Source organism: Pseudomonas sp. JAI115, assembly GCF_014200835.1.
Taxonomy (GTDB): Bacteria; Pseudomonadota; Gammaproteobacteria; order Pseudomonadales; family Pseudomonadaceae; genus Aquipseudomonas; species Aquipseudomonas putida_A.
The window spans coordinates 39,943-56,367 of sequence record NZ_JACHCY010000017.1 but is presented as its reverse complement, the minus strand read 5'-3'; the positions used below and the strand labels follow the sequence as shown (position 1 = coordinate 56,367).

Here is a 16,425-nt window from a genome sequence, read left to right as displayed (position 1 = left end):
GCCACAAATGAGGCACACACGAACCCCGGAGCAATCCGGGGTTTGTCGTTTCTGGCGACCCCGCTATCATTCGCCGCATCTTCCGGGGGATTTGACTGATGCTTAATGGCCTGTGGCTTGGCTTCTTTGTCGTGGCAGCAATATCTGCGCTGGTGCAGTGGCTGGTCGGCGGCAACGCCGGGATTTTCGCGGCGATGGTGGAAAGCATTTTTGCCATGGCCAAACTCTCGGTCGAGGTGATGGTGCTGTTGTTCGGCACGCTGACCCTGTGGCTGGGCTTTCTGCGCATCGCCGAGAAGGCCGGGATCGTCGAATGGCTGGCCAAAGTGCTGGGCCCGCTGTTCCTGCGGCTGATGCCGGAAGTCCCGGCCGGGCACCCGGCGCTCGGTCTGATTACCCTGAACTTCGCCGCCAACGGCCTGGGCCTGGACAACGCCGCCACGCCGATCGGCCTCAAGGCCATGAAGGCGTTGCAGGAGCTCAACCCCAGCGCGACCATCGCCAGCAACGCGCAGATCCTGTTCCTGGTGCTCAACGCCTCGTCGCTGACCCTGCTGCCGGTGACGATCTTCATGTACCGCGCCCAGCAAGGCGCACCGGACCCGACCCTGGTATTCCTGCCGATCCTGTTGGCGACCAGTTGCTCGACCATCGTCGGCTTCCTCTCGGTGGCGTTCATGCAGCGCCTGCGCATCTGGGACCCGGTGGTGCTGGCCTATCTGATTCCCGGCGCACTGATCCTCGGCGGCTTCATGGCGCTTCTGGCGACAATGTCGGCCACGGCGCTGGCCGGGCTGTCGTCGATCCTTGGCAACCTGACGCTGTTCGGCCTGATCATGCTGTTCCTGGTGATCGGCGCGTTACGCAAGGTCAAGGTCTACGAAGCGTTCGTCGAGGGCGCGAAGGAGGGCTTCGACGTCGCCAAGAACCTGCTGCCGTATCTGGTGGCGATGCTCTGCGCGATTGGCGTGCTGCGTGCCTCGGGCGCGCTGGACTTTGGTCTGGATGGCATTCGGCATCTGGTGCAGTGGGCCGGGTGGGATACGCGTTTTGTCGATGCGTTGCCGACGGCGATGGTCAAACCGTTTTCCGGCAGCGCCGCACGGGCGATGCTGATCGAGACCATGAAGACCTCCGGCGTCGACAGCTTCCCGTCACTGGTGGCGGCGACGATTCAGGGCAGCACCGAGACCACGTTCTATGTGCTGGCAGTGTATTTCGGCGCGGTGGGGATTCAGCGCGCAAGGCACGCCGTTGGATGCGCGCTGCTGGCTGAATTGGCCGGCGTACTCGGCGCCATCGGCGTCTGCTACTGGTTCTTCGGTTAACCACGAATCCCCATTGTGGGAGCGGGCTTGCTCGCGAAAGCGGCGGGTCAGTCGACCTGTATATTGACTGACACACCGCCTTCGCGAGCAAGCCCGCTCCCACAGGGGTTATGTATAAGGTTTAAGGTCTGGGTTGTTGGGTGAATTGCTGGCCTTGCTGAACAGCCCACGCGACAACCTTGGCCGTCAGCCGATCACTGGCCTGTCCAAACCCCGCGACCACCGCCGGCACCTGTACATCATTCAATGGCTGGCGCTCTTCGAAGCGGCGGCTGGCGAGAATCTTCTGGTCATAGCCGCGCACCAGCAGCGCATCGACGCGCACCACAACGCTGGCCTGATTGCCCTGATACTCAGTCTGAAACGCCTGCAAGCTGCCGCCCAGTTCCAGATCCGCAGCGAAGTTGCTGTCATCGGTGCTGAGCAGCGTCACCCGACCATCCCGCGCAAAACCATCCAGCAGCCGATTACGCACCAGCACCGGCGCCGGATCGCTCCAGCGCGACGCCTTGTAGCTGCTGATCACGTCGCCCTGTGGAATCACCGCAATGTTCGGCCGGTTCAGCGCTTCGCTGGCCTGCAGTTTGTTCAGGCGCAGCGACCAGTGCTGCGTCGCCGCTGAGCTGGCCGAGGCGGGCACTTGTGTGGCGGGCAGGCGATAGACGTCCGAAGGTTCGGCCTTGGGCAGGATCGAGCAGGCACTGGTCAAAGCGAGGCTGGCGAGGAGAGCGAAGTGAATCAGCTTCATGGGGTGAATTCCTTGTTCTTGTCACTGCCCAGCAAGTAGCCGCTGGGGTTGGCCTCAAGGCGTTGGGAAATGCCGCGCAGCGAAGTCAGGGTTTCGCGCAGTTCGCGGATCGCCGGCGCCAGGCCATTGAGGCCCTGCATTCCGTTGTCGAGCGAGTTCTGGTTCTTGCTCAGCAGGCCGTTGATGGTGGCGCTGCTTTGCTCCAGCGACTTCATCGCCTGCTCGGCACTGCCCAGCGCCTGCTTGCCCTGATCGTTGAGCAGGCCGTTGGCGTTGCGCATCAGCGCCGAAGTTTGCTCAAGCATGCTGCCGGCCTGCTTGCCGACGCTCGCCAGTTGCTGCATGGCCTGGCGCAGGTCGCCGCGCTGATCGTTGATCGAACCGGTGGTCTGCTCCAGATGCGCCAGCGTGTTGCTGACGCGCTCGACGTTCTCCGGGGAGAACATCTGGTTGGCGTTGCTCAGCAGCGCGGTGATGCCGGTCATCAGGTCGTTGCTGTCGTTGAGCAGGCGGGAAATGGGCGAGGGCGCCGCGACAATGGTCGGCAGCTCGCCGTCATGCCCACGCAGCTTCGGACTCTCCGGAGTGCCGCCGCTGAGCTGGATGATCGAAGTCCCGGTGATCCCGGCCAAAGCCAGTTTGGCCTGGGTGTCTTCCTTGACCGGGGTGTCCCCGCCCAGACGAATCCGCGCCAGCACCCGGCGTGGGTCTTTCGGGTCGAGACGCAGGTTGACCACATCACCGACCTTGATCCCGCTGTACTGCACGGGGCTGCCCTTGGACAGGCCGCTGACCGCCTCGTTGAAGACCACTTCATAATCCTTGAACTCGCTGTCGACGCTGGACTTGGCCAGCCACAGGCCGAAGAGCAGGGCGCCTGCCACGACAATCACTGAGAACAGGCCGATCAACACATGATGGGCTCGGGTTTCCATGTCAGACCTCGTTGAGCAATTTGGCGGCGTCCAGCGCCGAGCGGCCACGCGGGCCGTGGAAGTATTCGTGAATCCACGCGTCATCGGTTTCCGACACCACATCGATAGGGCCGGCCACCAGCACCTTCTTCTGCGCCAGCACCGCCACCCGGTCGGTGATGGTGTAGAGCGTGTCGAGGTCGTGGGTCACCAGAAACACACTCAGGCCCAGCGCATCGCGCAGGGTCAGGATCAGTTGATCGAACTGCGCCGCGCCAATCGGATCGAGGCCGGCGGTGGGTTCGTCGAGAAACAGGATGTCCGGGTCCAGCGCCAGAGCCCGCGCCAGCGCAGCGCGCTTGATCATCCCGCCGGACAGCGAGGCCGGGTATTTGTCCGCCGCCGACAGCGGCAGCCCGGCCAGCGCCAGCTTCACCGCCGCCAGATGCTCGGCGTCGTGGCGGCTCAGGCCGGCGTGTTCGATCAGCGGCAGGGCGACGTTTTCGGTCACCGTCAGCGAGGAGAACAGCGCGCCTTTCTGGAACAGAACACCAAAGCGCCGCTCGACCAGCGAACGCTCATGCTCGGACAGGCTCGGCAGGTTTTGCCCGAACACCTTCACGTTGCCTTCGCTGGGCCGACGCAGACCGACAATGCTGCGCAACAGTACCGATTTACCGCTGCCGGAGCCGCCGACCACGGCGAGGATTTCGCCCTTGTACAAATCCAGATCGAGATTCTCGTGCACGCTCTGGCTGCCAAAGCGATTGCACAGGCCACGGACTTCGATCACCGCCTCCGAGGGCGCGCGGGGTAGACGACTCACCAGCCCATCTCCATGAAAAACAGCGCAGCCACCGCATCGAGCACGATCACCACGAAAATCGACTGCACCACGGCAGACGTAGTGTGGGCGCCGACCGATTCGGCGCTGCCGCTGACCTTGAAGCCTTCCAGACAACCGATCGTGGCGATCAGGAAGGCAAAGACCGGCGCTTTCACCAGGCCGACCAGAAAGTGCTGAATACCGATGTCGCTCTGCAGCAGCGAGAGAAACATCGCCGGCGAAATCCCCAGCGACACCGCGCACACCACGCCACCGCCGATGATCCCGCAGAGCATCGCCAGAAACGTCAGCATCGGCAGCGCCACCAGCATCGCCAACACGCGCGGCACCACCAGCAGCTCCATCGGGTCGAGGCCGAGGGTGCGGATCGCGTCGATCTCCTCGTTGGCCTTCATCGAGCCGATCTGCGCGGTGAACGCACTGGCGGTGCGCCCGGCCATCAGGATCGCGGTGAGCAACACACCGAACTCACGCAGGAAGGAGAAGCCCACCAGATCAACGGTAAAGATCGTCGCGCCGAAACTGGCCAGCACCGTGGCGCCGAGAAACGCCACCACCGCGCCGACCAGAAAAGTCAGCAGCGCCACGATCGGCGCGGCGTCGAGGCCGGTCTGTTCGATGTGGGCGACGACGGGGGTGATGCGCCAGCGCTTGGGGCGCAACAGGTTGCGGGCGATGGTTTCGAGGATCAGGCCGATGAAACCCAGCACTTGCAGGGTGTCCTGCCAGACCGTTTCCACCGCGCGCCCGATGCGGGTCAGCAGTTGCACGCTGACGCTGACTTCCGGCTCCTTGATCGGCACGCAGAAGTCGGTCAGCGAGCGATACACCGTTTGCAGCAACGCGCGGTCGGCCTGGGAAATCGTGCAGTCGGGGTGTTCGGCGGATTTGCCCAGACGCTCGGAACCGAGCAGCTCCACCAGCAACGAAGCGCCCGCAGTGTCGAGCGCACCGAGGCTGTTGAGGTCGACCACGGTATTGGCGTCGTACTGGCCGGTCAGTTTTTCGGTCAGGTGCTTGAGGTCGGCGTAATGGGCAAGCGTCCAGTCCCCGGAAACCCGCAGGCGGGCAGGGCTGATTGACGTGTCCAGCTGGGCATTACCGCTCATTGAGCTGCTGATCATAAGCTCCGTGCTTGTCCGGCTATTAAGCGAACTAACGTAATAGCACGAACCGGATTACTTTTCTTTGATCGCTGTGCTGTCTGTCACTTCGAAACGCAACACGCCGATCACCTGACCATCTTCAGTCAGCACCCGCACCTGCCACTTGCCCGCCGGGTTGCCGGGGAAGTTCTGCTTGTGCGTCCACGCCCGGTAACCTTCCTTACGCCCGCCGTGGATATCGAGAGCGATGCGGTCGACCTCTTTGCCGTCGAACTGCCACACGTGGTAGATCCGCTCATCCAGCCCGCGCGGCGCGTTGATTGCGGTGTAGGCGTAGAGACCGCCGTTGCGGATCTGCTCGGCGCTGACCTGTTCGAGGCTGTCGCCCGGGGTGCGATCCTGCAACTGAGTGCTGATCGCCACGTCGGTCATCCACAGCGTCGCCGGCGGCACCCACGAGCGCAGCGTCCAGCCGACCGCGCCAATGCCGAAGGTGATGCACAGAATGGCCAACGCGTTGCGCACGGTGCGGATCGGGAAGATCGACGCCAGACTCGGGAACGACAACACCACCGCCGTGCCCAGCGCCCATTTGAAACTCTGCGCGGTGGTCAGGTGCATGATCACCGGCAGCGCGGTGAGCAGGGCGGCGAACAGGGTCAGGGTGTGCAGCGCGAGAAACGCCCAGCGCCGTGGCGCCAGCCATTTGTAATAGAGCGGATCGACAATCGAAATCAACGCGGCGATGCACAGCAGGCCGGTGAAGATCAGTTGGCCGCTGTTCCACGTAGTGGTGATGAAGAAGAACGGCAGGACGAAAAACAGGCTTTCCTGATGGATCATCTGCGTCGCGTAACGCAGCAGCGGCTGGGGGATCTCCCGCTTGAAGATGCGCGTGAACAGGCCGGTCAGGGTGTTCTCCAGCATCAGCCAGATCCAGCTCAGCAGCATGATGATGGTGATCCAGCTCGCCAGTCCCTGCTGGCGATCGACCAGAATGAAACTGCCGACCCCGGAGATGAAACCGCCAAGCGCAATCACCCCGGGATAGCGCTTCATCAGCTCGAGAATGCGCTGGATCAGGAGGGGGATTTTCTGCATGTTGGCGGTTCACGACTGAGTAGGAAAAAACCTCGACAGAGTACCGTCCGCCGGGCGACGTGGCGAGGCTCCCGGTCAGTAAAATCACCACAGATCCCTGTGGGAGCGAGCCTGCTCGCGAAGGCGGTGGGTCATACAACATTGCATCAACTGATACGACGCCTTCGCGAGCAGGCTCGCTCCCACAGGGTCAGTGTTCGGCGGGTTTTCGGCGGTGATGCAGGCGCCAGCCGATCAGGATCAACAGCAGAACCCCGAGACCACCGGCAATCAGCCACAATACTTCATCATCACTAAGCAACGGCTTCTCGATCCGCAGATATCCCGGTTGCAACAGCAACTCGCGCATGGCCTTGTTTGCCGTTTCCAGGGTCACGCCTTGCAGCTCCCGGGCCGGGTTGGCAAAGCGCCCGTCCTCGTAATCGCCCAGCGCGCTCCAGTAGTAATCCGCCATGGCACTGTTGCCCTGTACCGCCCAGGCCTGATGGGCGATGGCGGCTTGTTTGATCCGGGCGAAGGTGTCCGGGTCGAGGCCGTTTTTCAGCAGGTCGGCCTTGAGGTCTTCCAGCACCTGTTGGGCTTCGGCGAGGTCATCGCGATCCACGTCAGCGTTGAGGCTCATGAAGCCGACCCCGCCAAACACTTCACGCTCGGCCCATGGCCCGTAGGACAGGCCGTGATTCAGGCGAATCTGCCGGTACAGCGCCCAGTCGAGGTAGTCCTTGAGGATGTCGAAGGTCTCGTCGTACTGATCGTCGAGCATCGGCTCCGGCACCAGCCAGTGCAACTTGGCGCTGTCGCCGATGAAGCCACGGGTGAGGGTGCGTTCATGGGCGGCGCTGGTGCGGATGTCCGGCAGCTCACGGTGCTCCGCCGGGTCCACCGCTTCAAGCGCGCCCCAGGTGCGTTCCAGATAGGCCGGCAGCAGTTTGTCGAGTTCACCGACGACGATCAGGGTCATGTTGTTCGGCGCGTACCAGGTCTTGCGCACCTTCTCCAGTTGCTTCTGGGTCAGGTGACCGACCTCGGCCCGCTGCGGGCATTTCAGGCCCAATTCCACGGCCAGTTGATTGCTCGCGGTGTGACCCAGATCCTGGCGGTCGAGAAAGCGTTGCAGGCGCGTGTAGTGGCCGCCGTCCTCGCGCTCGACCACACGCTTGGCGGCGTTGATCGCGTTGTCGTCGATGCGGGTCTGGGTCAAAAGGTCGAGCAACAGGTCGAGGACCTTGCGCTGGTTCTTCGCCGGGGCTTCGATGACGAACGTGGTGTCGGCGTTGCTGGTAAACGCGTTCCACTCACCGCCCAGCGCCTGCATGCGCTCCTCGAGGCCGCCTTCGCCGGTGGCATCGACGCCGCTGAACAGCAGGTGCTCAAGCAGGTGCGGCAGCTCTTTTTCATCGCAGTCGAAATCGTCGAGACCGACGCCCACCACCAGACGAATCGCCACATGCCCGCGCTCGGTGCCGGGCTTGAGCAACAGCTGCAAACCGTTGGGCAGCGCGTAGCCTTCGACCTGAAAGCGATCAACGGCGAAGACGGGCAGGGAACCGAGCAACAGACAGGCGAACAACAGGCAACGCATAACAGGCTTCCATACGGCTGATTTGGAGATCCGTGTCGCTATTCAGGCCGCTTTCGCGAGCAGGCTCGCTCCCACCTTGAAATTCATTCCCTGTGGGAGCGAGCCTGCTCGCGAATATCTTGCGGCTGAATCAATGTTACTGACTGACCCCAGCCCCAGACGTTCAAGGCGAATGCGTAATGTCGGCAATATCATCCGCTTCCAGTGCCCCGGTATCCGCCGTTTCCAGCACCACATAAGCACTGCTGCAAAACAGCGAATTCAAGCGTTTCATATCCGCAATCAGCTCCAGATGCAGCGAACTGGTTTCCAGACTCTGCACGATCTTACGTTGCAAACGGCTGACATGGGCATGGGCCAGACGCCGTTCCTGTGCGCGAAAGCGACGTTTCTCGCGCAACAGCTGACGGGCGCTTTCCTTGTCGCCGCTGAGGAACACTGACAGGCCCAGGCGCAGGTTGGCGATCAATTGCTGATGCAGCCCGGCCAGATCCTCCAGGCCTTCTTCGGAAAACGACCGACGCTGGGAGGTCTTCTGCTGCTGCACCTTGCGCAGCATGCGTTCGATCAGGTCGCTGGCCAGTTTCAGGTTGATCGCCAATTCGATGGTCTCTGCCCAGCGCCGACTGTCCTGTTCGCCGAGATCCTCGCGGGGCATTTGCGCCAGATACAGCTTGATCGCGCTGTACAGCGCTTCGACGTCATCGGTCAGTCGGCGCATTTCCTGGGTAATGGCGGTCTGCTTGCCGCGCAGCACATCGAGCATCGCGTCGAGCATGTTGTCGATCAGGTCGCCCATGCGCAGGGTCTCGCGGGCGGCGTTGGCCAGCGCCAGGCTCGGGGTGACCAGCGCCGTCGCATCGAGATGCCGCGGCTTGGCGGTGCCGTTGACCTCCGGGCGCTCCGGCAGCAGCCAGGCACACAGGCGTGCCATCGGCGAAACACTGGGCAGCAGGATCAGGCAGCGCGCGGTGTTGTAGAGCAAGTGGAAGCCGATGACCATTTCCTGCGGGCTGAAATCCAGGCCGTCCATCCAGTGCACCAGCGGATCGAGCACCGGGATGATCAGCAGCAGGCCGATCAACTTGTACAGCAGGCTGCCCAGCGCCACTTGCCGCCCGGCGGCGTTCTGCATGCTGGTGCTCATGAACGCCAGCACGCCACTGCCGATGTTGGCGCCGATCACCAGGCCGATCGCCACCGGCAGGCTGATCACGCTGGCGCCGGCCAGCGTCGCGGTCAGCAGCACGGCGGCGAGGCTGGAGTAGGAAATCATCGCGAACAGCGCGCCGACCAAGGCGTCGAGGAGGATGTCGCCGGTCAGCGAAGCAAAGATCACCTTCACCCCTTGGGCGTGGGTAATCGGTGCGGCGGCCTCGACGATCAGTTGCAGCGCGAGAATGATCAGCCCCAGACCGATGCTGACCCGGCCCATCTGCCCGAGCCGCGTCTGTTTGCGCGACAGAAAGAAAATCACTCCGAGGAAAATCAGCAGCGGCGACAGCCACGACAGGTCGAACGTCAGCACCCGCGCCATCAGCGCGGTACCGACGTCGGCGCCAAGCATGGTCGCCAGCGCCGGGGTCAGCGCCATCAAGCCCTGACCAACGAAGGAGGTGACGAGCATGGCCGTGGCGTTGCTGCTCTGCACCATCGCAGTCACGACGATGCCGGCGACGAACGCGAGCCAGCGTTTGGACATGTTCTGGCCGATCACATGGCGCAGATTGGTGCCGTACACCCGCAGGATGCCGGTTCGGACGATGTGCGTGCCCCAGATCAGCAGGGCCACGGCAGACAGCAAATTGAGCAGGGTGAGCATGCAGACCCCCTGTAGTAGCAGCGCCCCAAAGGGGCAAGTTGACGGTACCGCGCGGTTTCTACGTTTTGATACTTAAGCTGTAGTTGGCTAACGGACTGGGCGCCAGCATTGCACAGCTAAAGTGCGGATTGAAACAAAAGTGTCATGAAAACAGGTTCATCCACCTCATCTGAAATCAACGCGGTCCCCTGTAGGAGTGAGCCTGCTCGCGATAGGGCGACCAGCTTCAACATCGTTGCTGACTGACGGACCGCTATCGCGAGCAGGCTCACTCCTACAGGTATTACGGCTGCCCCGGATTCTTCAGTAGCCCTAAACAACTGTGGGAGCGGGCTTGCTCGCGAAAGCGCTGGGTCAGCCAACATCATCGTCGACTGACACGCCGCCTTCGCGAGCAAGCCCGCTCCCACAAGGGGTGTTGCGTGTTGCTGGACTACCGGGTTATTGCCCCGGAACATCCTTGCGCAGTTTCACCGGATCCTGCTGCTGTTTCTTCCGGGCCATCGCGCCGCGCAGTTTGATGTTGATCGCTTCCACCGCCAGCGAGAACGCCATGGCGAAGTAGACGTAGCCTTTCGGCACATGCACGTCGAACGACTCGGCGATCAGTACGGTACCGACCACCAGCAGGAACGACAGCGCCAGCATCTTCAGCGACGGGTGCTTGTCGATGAACTCGCTGATCTTGCCCGAGGCCGCCATCATCACCAGCACGGCGACGACGATTGCCGCGACCATCACCGGCACATGGGAGACCATGCCGACGGCAGTGATTACCGAGTCCAGCGAGAACACGATGTCGATGATCGCGATCTGAATGATCGTGTAAAGGAAGTTGCCGCCCTTGCCCGAAGGCTCGTCGCCGCTTTCGTCTTCGCCTTCCAGCGCGTGGTACATCTCCTGCGAGCTCTTCCACAGCAGGAACAGGCCACCGAAGAACAGGATCAGGTCGCGACCGGAAATGCCCTGGCCGAACACCACGAACAGGTCGGCGGTGAGGCGCATGACCCAGGTGATCGACAGCAGCAACAGGATCCGCGTGATCATCGCCAGGCCCAGGCCGAAGATCCGCGTGCGCTGCTGCATGTGCTTGGGCATGCGGCTGACCAGGATCGAAATCATGATGATGTTATCGATGCCCAGAACGATTTCCAGGGCGGTCAGGGTAAAGAAGGCAACCCAGATTTCGGGGTTGGTCAGCCAATCCATGTGTATTCCTTTGAGCGAGTGTTAAACCATGACGCCAGCAAGCAGCTGGCGTCATGGTGAGTGAATGCCGTTACAACGTGCTGAACAGCGGGAACGTCCCCAGCAGCAAGGCGGCCACCAGTATGCACAGGCAGACCAGCACTGCCCACTTCAGGGTGAAACGCTGGTGGTCACCGAACTCGATACCGGCCAGCGCCACCAGCAGGTACGTCGACGGCACCAGCGGGCTGAGCAAGTGGACGGGCTGACCGACGATCGAGGCACGGGCCATTTCCACTGCGGTGATGCCGTAATGGCTGGCCGCTTCGGAGAGCACCGGCAATACGCCGTAGTAGAACGCGTCGTTCGACATGAAGAATGTGAACGGCATGCTCACCAGCGCCGTGATCACCGCCAGGTACGGGCCGAGGAAGTCCGGAATCACTGCCAGCAGACTTTTCGACATGGCGTCGACCATGCCGGTTCCGGACAGGATACCGGTGAAGATACCCGCAGCGAAAATCAGACTGACCACCGACAGCACGCTGCCGGCGTGAGCCGCAACCCGGTCCTTCTGCATTTGCAGGCACGGGTAGTTGACGATCATCGCGATACTGAACGCCACCATGAACAACACCGGCAGCGGCAGCAGGCCGGCGATCAGGGTGCACATCAGCGCCAGGGTCAACAGGCCGTTGAACCAGATCAGCTTCGGACGACGGGCATCGGGGAATTGCGAGACGCTGATTTCACTGTGATCGATTTCGTCGCCGATCAGGTGCAGCTCGCCCAGACGCGCACGTTCACGTTTGCCGTAGAAGTAGGCAATGATCAGGATCGCCACCACACCGGCAGCCATCGCCGGGATCATCGGCACGAAGATGTCCGACGGGTCGACATGCAGCGCACTGGCGGCACGGGCGGTCGGGCCGCCCCACGGGGTCATGTTCATCACGCCACCGGCGAGGATGATCAGACCGGCCATGATCCGCGGGCTCATGCCGATGCGGCTGTACAGCGGCAGCATGGCGGCCACGCAGATCATGTAAGTGGTCGCGCCGTCACCATCGAGGGAAACGACGAGCGCCAGCACGGCGGTACCGACCGAAACTTTCAACGGGTCGCCCTTGACCAGTTTGAGGATCTTGCGCACGGCCGGGTCGAACAGGCCGGAGTCGATCATCAGGGCGAAGTATAGAATGGCGAACATCAGCATCACGCCGGTCGGCGCAAGCTTGGTAATGCCTTCGAGCATCATCGGGCCGATCTTCGGCGCGAAACCACCGAACAGGGCGAACAGGATCGGGATGATGATCAGGGCGATCAGCGCAGACAGGCGCTTGGTCATGATCAGGAACATGAACGTGATGACCATGGCAAAGCCAAGGAAAGTCAGCATGGGATTACTCCAGGCGTAGCGCGGCTAATTGAGTGAGCGGATCGGAAGGGATCAGCGCAGAACGGGAAGCACGAGACGTACGGGCGGAGTTTCAGCGAGAAGGCGGGCTACAGAGGACATCAGAATCACCATTGTTGTTGTTAATTGGGCCTGACATGCGAGCGATCACACGCGTTGGCCAACCGGTCTGTTGCCGGTAGTGGCGGCGATCCTAATCGGGCAACCTTTCAGCTACCTTTCGCTGACGAAAGCTTCAGGCGAATGGCCAACCGGCTGTCGGATGCGGCTAGAGTCAATCATTTCGGGGACGGGAGGGCAGGGACATGGAAGAAGTGCACAGCGGTGGCTGCCACTGCGGACACATCCGCTATCAGTTCAGCGGGCCATTGCAGGACATTGCCCACTGCCACTGCTCGATCTGCCGCAAAGTCAGCGGTGGGATTGTCACCACGTGGATCACGGTTCCGGCAGCCAGCTTTCATTGGCTGGCGGGGACGCCAACGCGCTATGACTCGTCGAGCAGTTGCGCGCGGTATTTCTGTCCACGTTGTGGCGCGCAGCTGGCGCTGGTGACGCAACTCAGTCCCGCGAGCATCGATGTGACCATCGCCACACTGGATCACCCGGAGTTGGCACCAGCCGAGCGGCATATCTGGACCGACAGCCAATTGCCCTGGCTGCATCTCGACGAGCATCTGCCGGGCGAGCCCGAAGAAACCCTTTGATCAAAAAATAGACAGATCCAGCGGCCGTATCGCGCCCATCCAGATCGCGTGCTCGGTGTGATCGAGCAAATCATCGCCAGTGTCGGGGTGCAAAAACACCACCAGCCCCTTGCGATTGAGCGCCAGCCACGGCAACACCTCACCGATCAGCTCCGGGCCGAAAGCCAACTGGCAGCTCCAGTCTGGATGCGGGCCGACCGGGCGCTCATGGACGCGCCCCATCTTCAGAGGAAACAACTGCGCCGCCTGTTCACACAAAGCGCGCGCCTGATCAATTGAGTCAGCGTCGAAATAGACGTGGGCGTGATAGCCATTGATTGCGTGCATCTGAAAGCCTCTGACTCGGTTCGAACCCTCGGCGCAGGCTGCGTGTCACACGCCATACGAGGGACAACAAAAAGGAATCAGCCATGAAAAATGCCGAAACCCCGACGGTGAAAGTGGTGCTCTATGGTGCCATGGCCAGCCTGGGCGGTGCGTTGATGGCTGAAATGCTGCGCCGTCAGCACGAAGTCATCGCCATTCTCGACGATCTGAATGTACTCGCACCGCGTCCGGGCCTGCGCACCAAAAGCGGCGATCTGTTCGATGCCGAACGGGTCAACCAAAGCGTAGCCGGCAGCTCGGCAGTGATCTGTCTGCTAGACGCACCGGGCCTGCCTTTCAGCAGCGACCATGTAGAAAGATCCGTAGTGCTTGGGCCGGTGGAACAGGTTTTAGCAGTCGATGCGTTGGTCGACGGCTTGCAAGCGGCCAACGTGTCACGGTTGTTCCTGGTGGGGAATTTTGCCGTGCTCGACGAGCCAGATCTGGACGACGGGCTGCAACGCCACGCCGCCGAAGAAATCCGTGAAGCCCTGCAAAGCAGCCCATTGCAGTGGACGCTAGTGAATGCGCCGCACGGGGTGGCGGGGCTGACCATTGAGCATTTCAGTCAGGTGGGCGGCAATCTGGAGCCGGGGCTGGCGGAGCCGCTGGAACGGCTGAACCGGGTCGCGGTGGGGATTGCCGATGAGCTGCGGTTGAATCTGCATGTGGGGCAGCATGTGAATTTTGTCGCCGCAACTGGCTGAGCCTTCAAACCGCAATCGACGGTAACGCTACCCCGGCGAGAGATTCGGCGCTGCTGGCCTGCTCGGCCATCAACCAGTCGACAAACTGCTGAATCAACGCGCCCCGGCGTTTGCGTTGCGGCAGCACCACGTAATAACCGAGGCGCGACAACGTGGTCTCGGCGATCGGCCGACACAGCAAGCCCTGGCTCAGCAAGTTATCCACAAGGTGGCGCCAACCGATCGCGACGCCCTGACCGCCAATCGCCGCTTGAATCAACAGCGTGTAATTGTCGAAACGTAATTGACCCGGTGCTGGCGGGGTGCTGATGCCCAGTTCGCGAAACAGCCCGCTCCAGTCAAACCAGTTGCTGCTGTTTTCCCCGCGCAGATGCAGAAGCGGCAACTCCAGCAAAGCCTGGGCGGGCAAGGGCAGGGCGCGCTCCTTGAGCAATTGCGGACTGCACACCGGAAACACTTCCTCGCTAAACAGCCAATGGCTTTCGCCCTGCTTGAAACGCCCGTCGCCGAACAGGATCGCGACATCGATGTCGGTGCGCAGCATGTTGTGGTTGCGCTCGCTGGTGACCAAGCTGACATCGACGTTCGGATTGGCTTCATGGAAGCGGTGCAGGCGTGGCATCAGCCAGTAAGCGGCAAAGGCGAAATCGGTGGCGACTTGCAATACCTCGTGTTGTTGCTGCGTACTGATAGCACTCAATCCTGCGTCGATATTCTGCAAACCGAGCTGAACCTGCTCGAACAGGATCGCGCCGCCCTCGGTCAGTTCAATACCGCGATAGATCCGGTCAAACAACCGCGCGCCCAGCTGTTCTTCCAGACGCTTGATCTGCTGGCTGATCGCCGGCTGCGTAGTGCCCAGCTCCACCGCGGCGGCGGTAAAACTGCGATGGCGTGCAGCCGCTTCGAAGGCGCGTAACAGGTCGAGAGATAAGTTGCCGAGGGCGTCATACATAAGCTGTGCTTATCCTAGTCATTGTCCGGCGCAGGCTTTACCGGACGGGGCATGGACTCCATGCTCGATCGCAGCAATGTCGCATAAATATTCACTATGGAATGCCGCGATCACATGAAGCGCAAGAACATTCTTTTCATCATGGCCGATCAAATGGCCGCGCCAATGTTGCCAATCTACGGCCCGTCGCCAATCAAACTGCCGAATCTTTCGCGCCTCGCCGCTCAGGGCGTGGTGTTCGATGCCGCTTACTGCAACAGTCCGCTGTGCGCGCCGTCGCGTTTCACTCTGGTCAGCGGCCAGTTACCGAGCAAGATCGGCGCCTACGACAACGCCGCCGATTTCCCTGCCGATATTCCGACCTACGCCCACTACCTGCGTCGCCTCGGTTACCGCACCGCGCTGTCGGGCAAGATGCATTTCTGCGGCCCGGATCAGTTGCACGGTTATGAAGAGCGCCTGACCAGCGACATCTACCCGGCCGACTACGGCTGGGCGGTGAACTGGGACGAGCCGGACGTGCGCCCGAGCTGGTATCACAACATGTCGTCGGTGCTGCAGGCCGGGCCGTGCGTGCGCACCAACCAGCTCGACTTCGATGAAGAGGTGGTGTTCAAGGCCCAGCAATACCTGTTCGATCACATTCGCGAGGACGGCGATCAGCCGTTCTGCCTGACCGTTTCGATGACTCACCCACACGACCCGTACACCATTCCCAAGGCGTTCTGGGATTTGTACGACGACGGTGACATCCCGTTGCCGAGCACCCCGGTTCAACATTCCCTCGATCCACACTCGCAGCGCCTGCTCAAGGTCTATGACCTGTGGGACAAGCCGCTGCCTGTGGATAAGATTCGCGATGCGCGCCGTGCGTACTTCGGCGCGTGCAGCTATATCGACGCCAACGTCGGCAAACTTCTGCAAACCCTCGAAGATACCGGGCTGATCGATGACACCATCATCGTGTTCTCCGGCGACCACGGTGACATGCTCGGCGAGAAAGGCCTCTGGTACAAAATGCACTGGTTCGAGATGGCTGCACGGGTGCCGCTGCTGATCAGTGCGCCGGGGCAGTTCGCTGCTGGCCGGGTTAGCGCGGCAGTGTCCACCGCCGACCTGTTGCCGACCTTCGTTGAACTGGCCGGCGGCAGCCTGGAGCCGAACTTGCCGCTGGACGGCCGCTCGCTGCTGACGCACCTGCAAGGGCAGGGCGGGCACGACGAAGTGTTCGGCGAGTACATGGCAGAGGGCACGGTCAGCCCGCTGATGATGATCCGTCGCGGCGCCTACAAATTTATCTACAGTGAAAGCGACCCGTGCCTACTCTTCGATGTACACAACGACCCGCGTGAACTCGAAGAACTCAGCCAGTCGCCGCAACATCGCCAGCTGTTCGACGATTTTATCGCCGAAGCGCGGGCCAAGTGGGACATCCCGGCGATTCACCGCGAGGTGCTCGCCAGCCAGCGTCGCCGTCGTTTTGTCGCCGATGCCCTGACCATCGGCAAGCTGAAGAGCTGGGATCACCAGCCGCTGGTGGATGCCAGTCAGCAATACATGCGCAACCACATCGACCTCGACGATCTGGAACGCAAGGCCCGTTATCCACAACCCTGCCAAAACCAATAATGTAAGGG

General features: G+C 61.7%; 15 protein-coding genes. 4 read left to right on the top strand and 11 right to left on the bottom strand.

The window, feature by feature from the left end; all coding sequences use genetic code 11:
• Positions 1 to 98 precede the first annotated feature (98 nt).
• The gene (locus HDC30_RS25395; protein WP_025112290.1) at positions 99 to 1,328 is read left to right on the top strand and encodes a nucleoside recognition domain-containing protein; all 1,230 of its coding nucleotides are present in this window, start codon (positions 99 to 101) and stop codon (positions 1,326 to 1,328) included.
• A 121-nt stretch (positions 1,329 to 1,449) separates the two neighbouring features.
• Here HDC30_RS25395 and HDC30_RS25390 read toward each other — a convergent pair whose 3' ends face one another.
• From HDC30_RS25390 to HDC30_RS25350, 9 genes are all read right to left on the bottom strand, one after another.
• Positions 1,450 to 2,076 carry an ABC-type transport auxiliary lipoprotein family protein gene (locus tag HDC30_RS25390; protein WP_096797614.1) on the bottom strand — a complete coding sequence of 209 codons (627 nt, stop codon included), beginning with the start codon at positions 2,074 to 2,076 and terminating at the stop codon, positions 1,450 to 1,452.
• Entirely contained in the window at positions 2,073 to 3,011 is a 939-nt protein-coding gene (locus HDC30_RS25385; protein ID WP_096797615.1) for an MlaD family protein, read from the bottom strand. The genes HDC30_RS25390 and HDC30_RS25385 overlap by 4 nt, the downstream gene beginning before the upstream one ends.
• Before the next feature lies 1 nt (position 3,012).
• Positions 3,013 to 3,816 (bottom strand): ABC transporter ATP-binding protein, encoded by an 804-nt coding sequence (locus HDC30_RS25380; RefSeq protein ID WP_095139754.1) that lies wholly within the window; start codon positions 3,814 to 3,816, stop codon positions 3,013 to 3,015.
• Positions 3,813 to 4,961 carry an ABC transporter permease gene (locus tag HDC30_RS25375; protein ID WP_150369927.1) on the bottom strand — a complete coding sequence of 383 codons (1,149 nt, stop codon included), beginning with the start codon at positions 4,959 to 4,961 and terminating at the stop codon, positions 3,813 to 3,815. Before HDC30_RS25375 ends, HDC30_RS25380 begins: the two co-directional genes overlap by 4 nt.
• Before the next feature lie 54 nt (positions 4,962 to 5,015).
• The gene (locus HDC30_RS25370) at positions 5,016 to 6,044 is read right to left on the bottom strand and encodes a DUF5924 family protein (RefSeq protein WP_096797617.1); all 1,029 of its coding nucleotides are present in this window, start codon (positions 6,042 to 6,044) and stop codon (positions 5,016 to 5,018) included.
• Positions 6,045 to 6,234: 190 nt separating this feature from the next.
• Positions 6,235 to 7,626 carry a pitrilysin family protein gene (locus tag HDC30_RS25365; RefSeq protein WP_115988535.1) on the bottom strand — a complete coding sequence of 464 codons (1,392 nt, stop codon included), beginning with the start codon at positions 7,624 to 7,626 and terminating at the stop codon, positions 6,235 to 6,237.
• Positions 7,627 to 7,789: 163 nt separating this feature from the next.
• Positions 7,790 to 9,448: a Na/Pi cotransporter family protein gene (locus tag HDC30_RS25360; RefSeq protein WP_096797619.1), complete on the bottom strand. Its 1,659-nt coding sequence runs from the start codon at positions 9,446 to 9,448 to the stop codon at positions 7,790 to 7,792.
• 441 nt (positions 9,449 to 9,889) lie between these two features.
• The gene (locus tag HDC30_RS25355) at positions 9,890 to 10,657 is read right to left on the bottom strand and encodes a TerC family protein (protein WP_027610258.1); all 768 of its coding nucleotides are present in this window, start codon (positions 10,655 to 10,657) and stop codon (positions 9,890 to 9,892) included.
• 70 nt (positions 10,658 to 10,727) lie between these two features.
• A complete protein-coding gene (locus tag HDC30_RS25350; RefSeq protein WP_007954069.1) occupies positions 10,728 to 12,035 on the bottom strand; it encodes a CitMHS family transporter in 1,308 nt (435 codons plus the stop codon).
• Between the two features lie 323 nt (positions 12,036 to 12,358).
• Here HDC30_RS25350 and HDC30_RS25345 point away from each other — a divergent pair, with 323 nt between their 5' ends.
• A complete protein-coding gene (locus tag HDC30_RS25345; RefSeq protein ID WP_027610259.1) occupies positions 12,359 to 12,760 on the top strand; it encodes a GFA family protein in 402 nt (133 codons plus the stop codon).
• Here HDC30_RS25345 and HDC30_RS25340 read toward each other — a convergent pair whose 3' ends face one another.
• A complete protein-coding gene (locus HDC30_RS25340; RefSeq protein ID WP_096797621.1) occupies positions 12,761 to 13,087 on the bottom strand; it encodes a DOPA 4,5-dioxygenase family protein in 327 nt (108 codons plus the stop codon).
• Between the two features lie 83 nt (positions 13,088 to 13,170).
• Here HDC30_RS25340 and HDC30_RS25335 point away from each other — a divergent pair, with 83 nt between their 5' ends.
• Positions 13,171 to 13,833: an NAD(P)-dependent oxidoreductase gene (locus tag HDC30_RS25335; RefSeq protein WP_183785635.1), complete on the top strand. Its 663-nt coding sequence runs from the start codon at positions 13,171 to 13,173 to the stop codon at positions 13,831 to 13,833.
• A gap of 4 nt (positions 13,834 to 13,837) precedes the next feature.
• Here the strand turns inward: HDC30_RS25335 and HDC30_RS25330 are convergent, their stop codons facing one another.
• Positions 13,838 to 14,788, bottom strand: coding sequence for a choline sulfate utilization transcriptional regulator (locus HDC30_RS25330; protein ID WP_027610262.1), 951 nt, complete (start codon positions 14,786 to 14,788; stop codon positions 13,838 to 13,840).
• 114 nt (positions 14,789 to 14,902) lie between these two features.
• Here HDC30_RS25330 and betC point away from each other — a divergent pair, with 114 nt between their 5' ends.
• Complete coding sequence (betC, locus tag HDC30_RS25325) at positions 14,903 to 16,417, top strand: choline-sulfatase (protein WP_027610263.1); 1,515 nt, start codon at positions 14,903 to 14,905, stop codon at positions 16,415 to 16,417.
• The last annotated feature ends 8 nt before the right edge of the window (positions 16,418 to 16,425 follow it).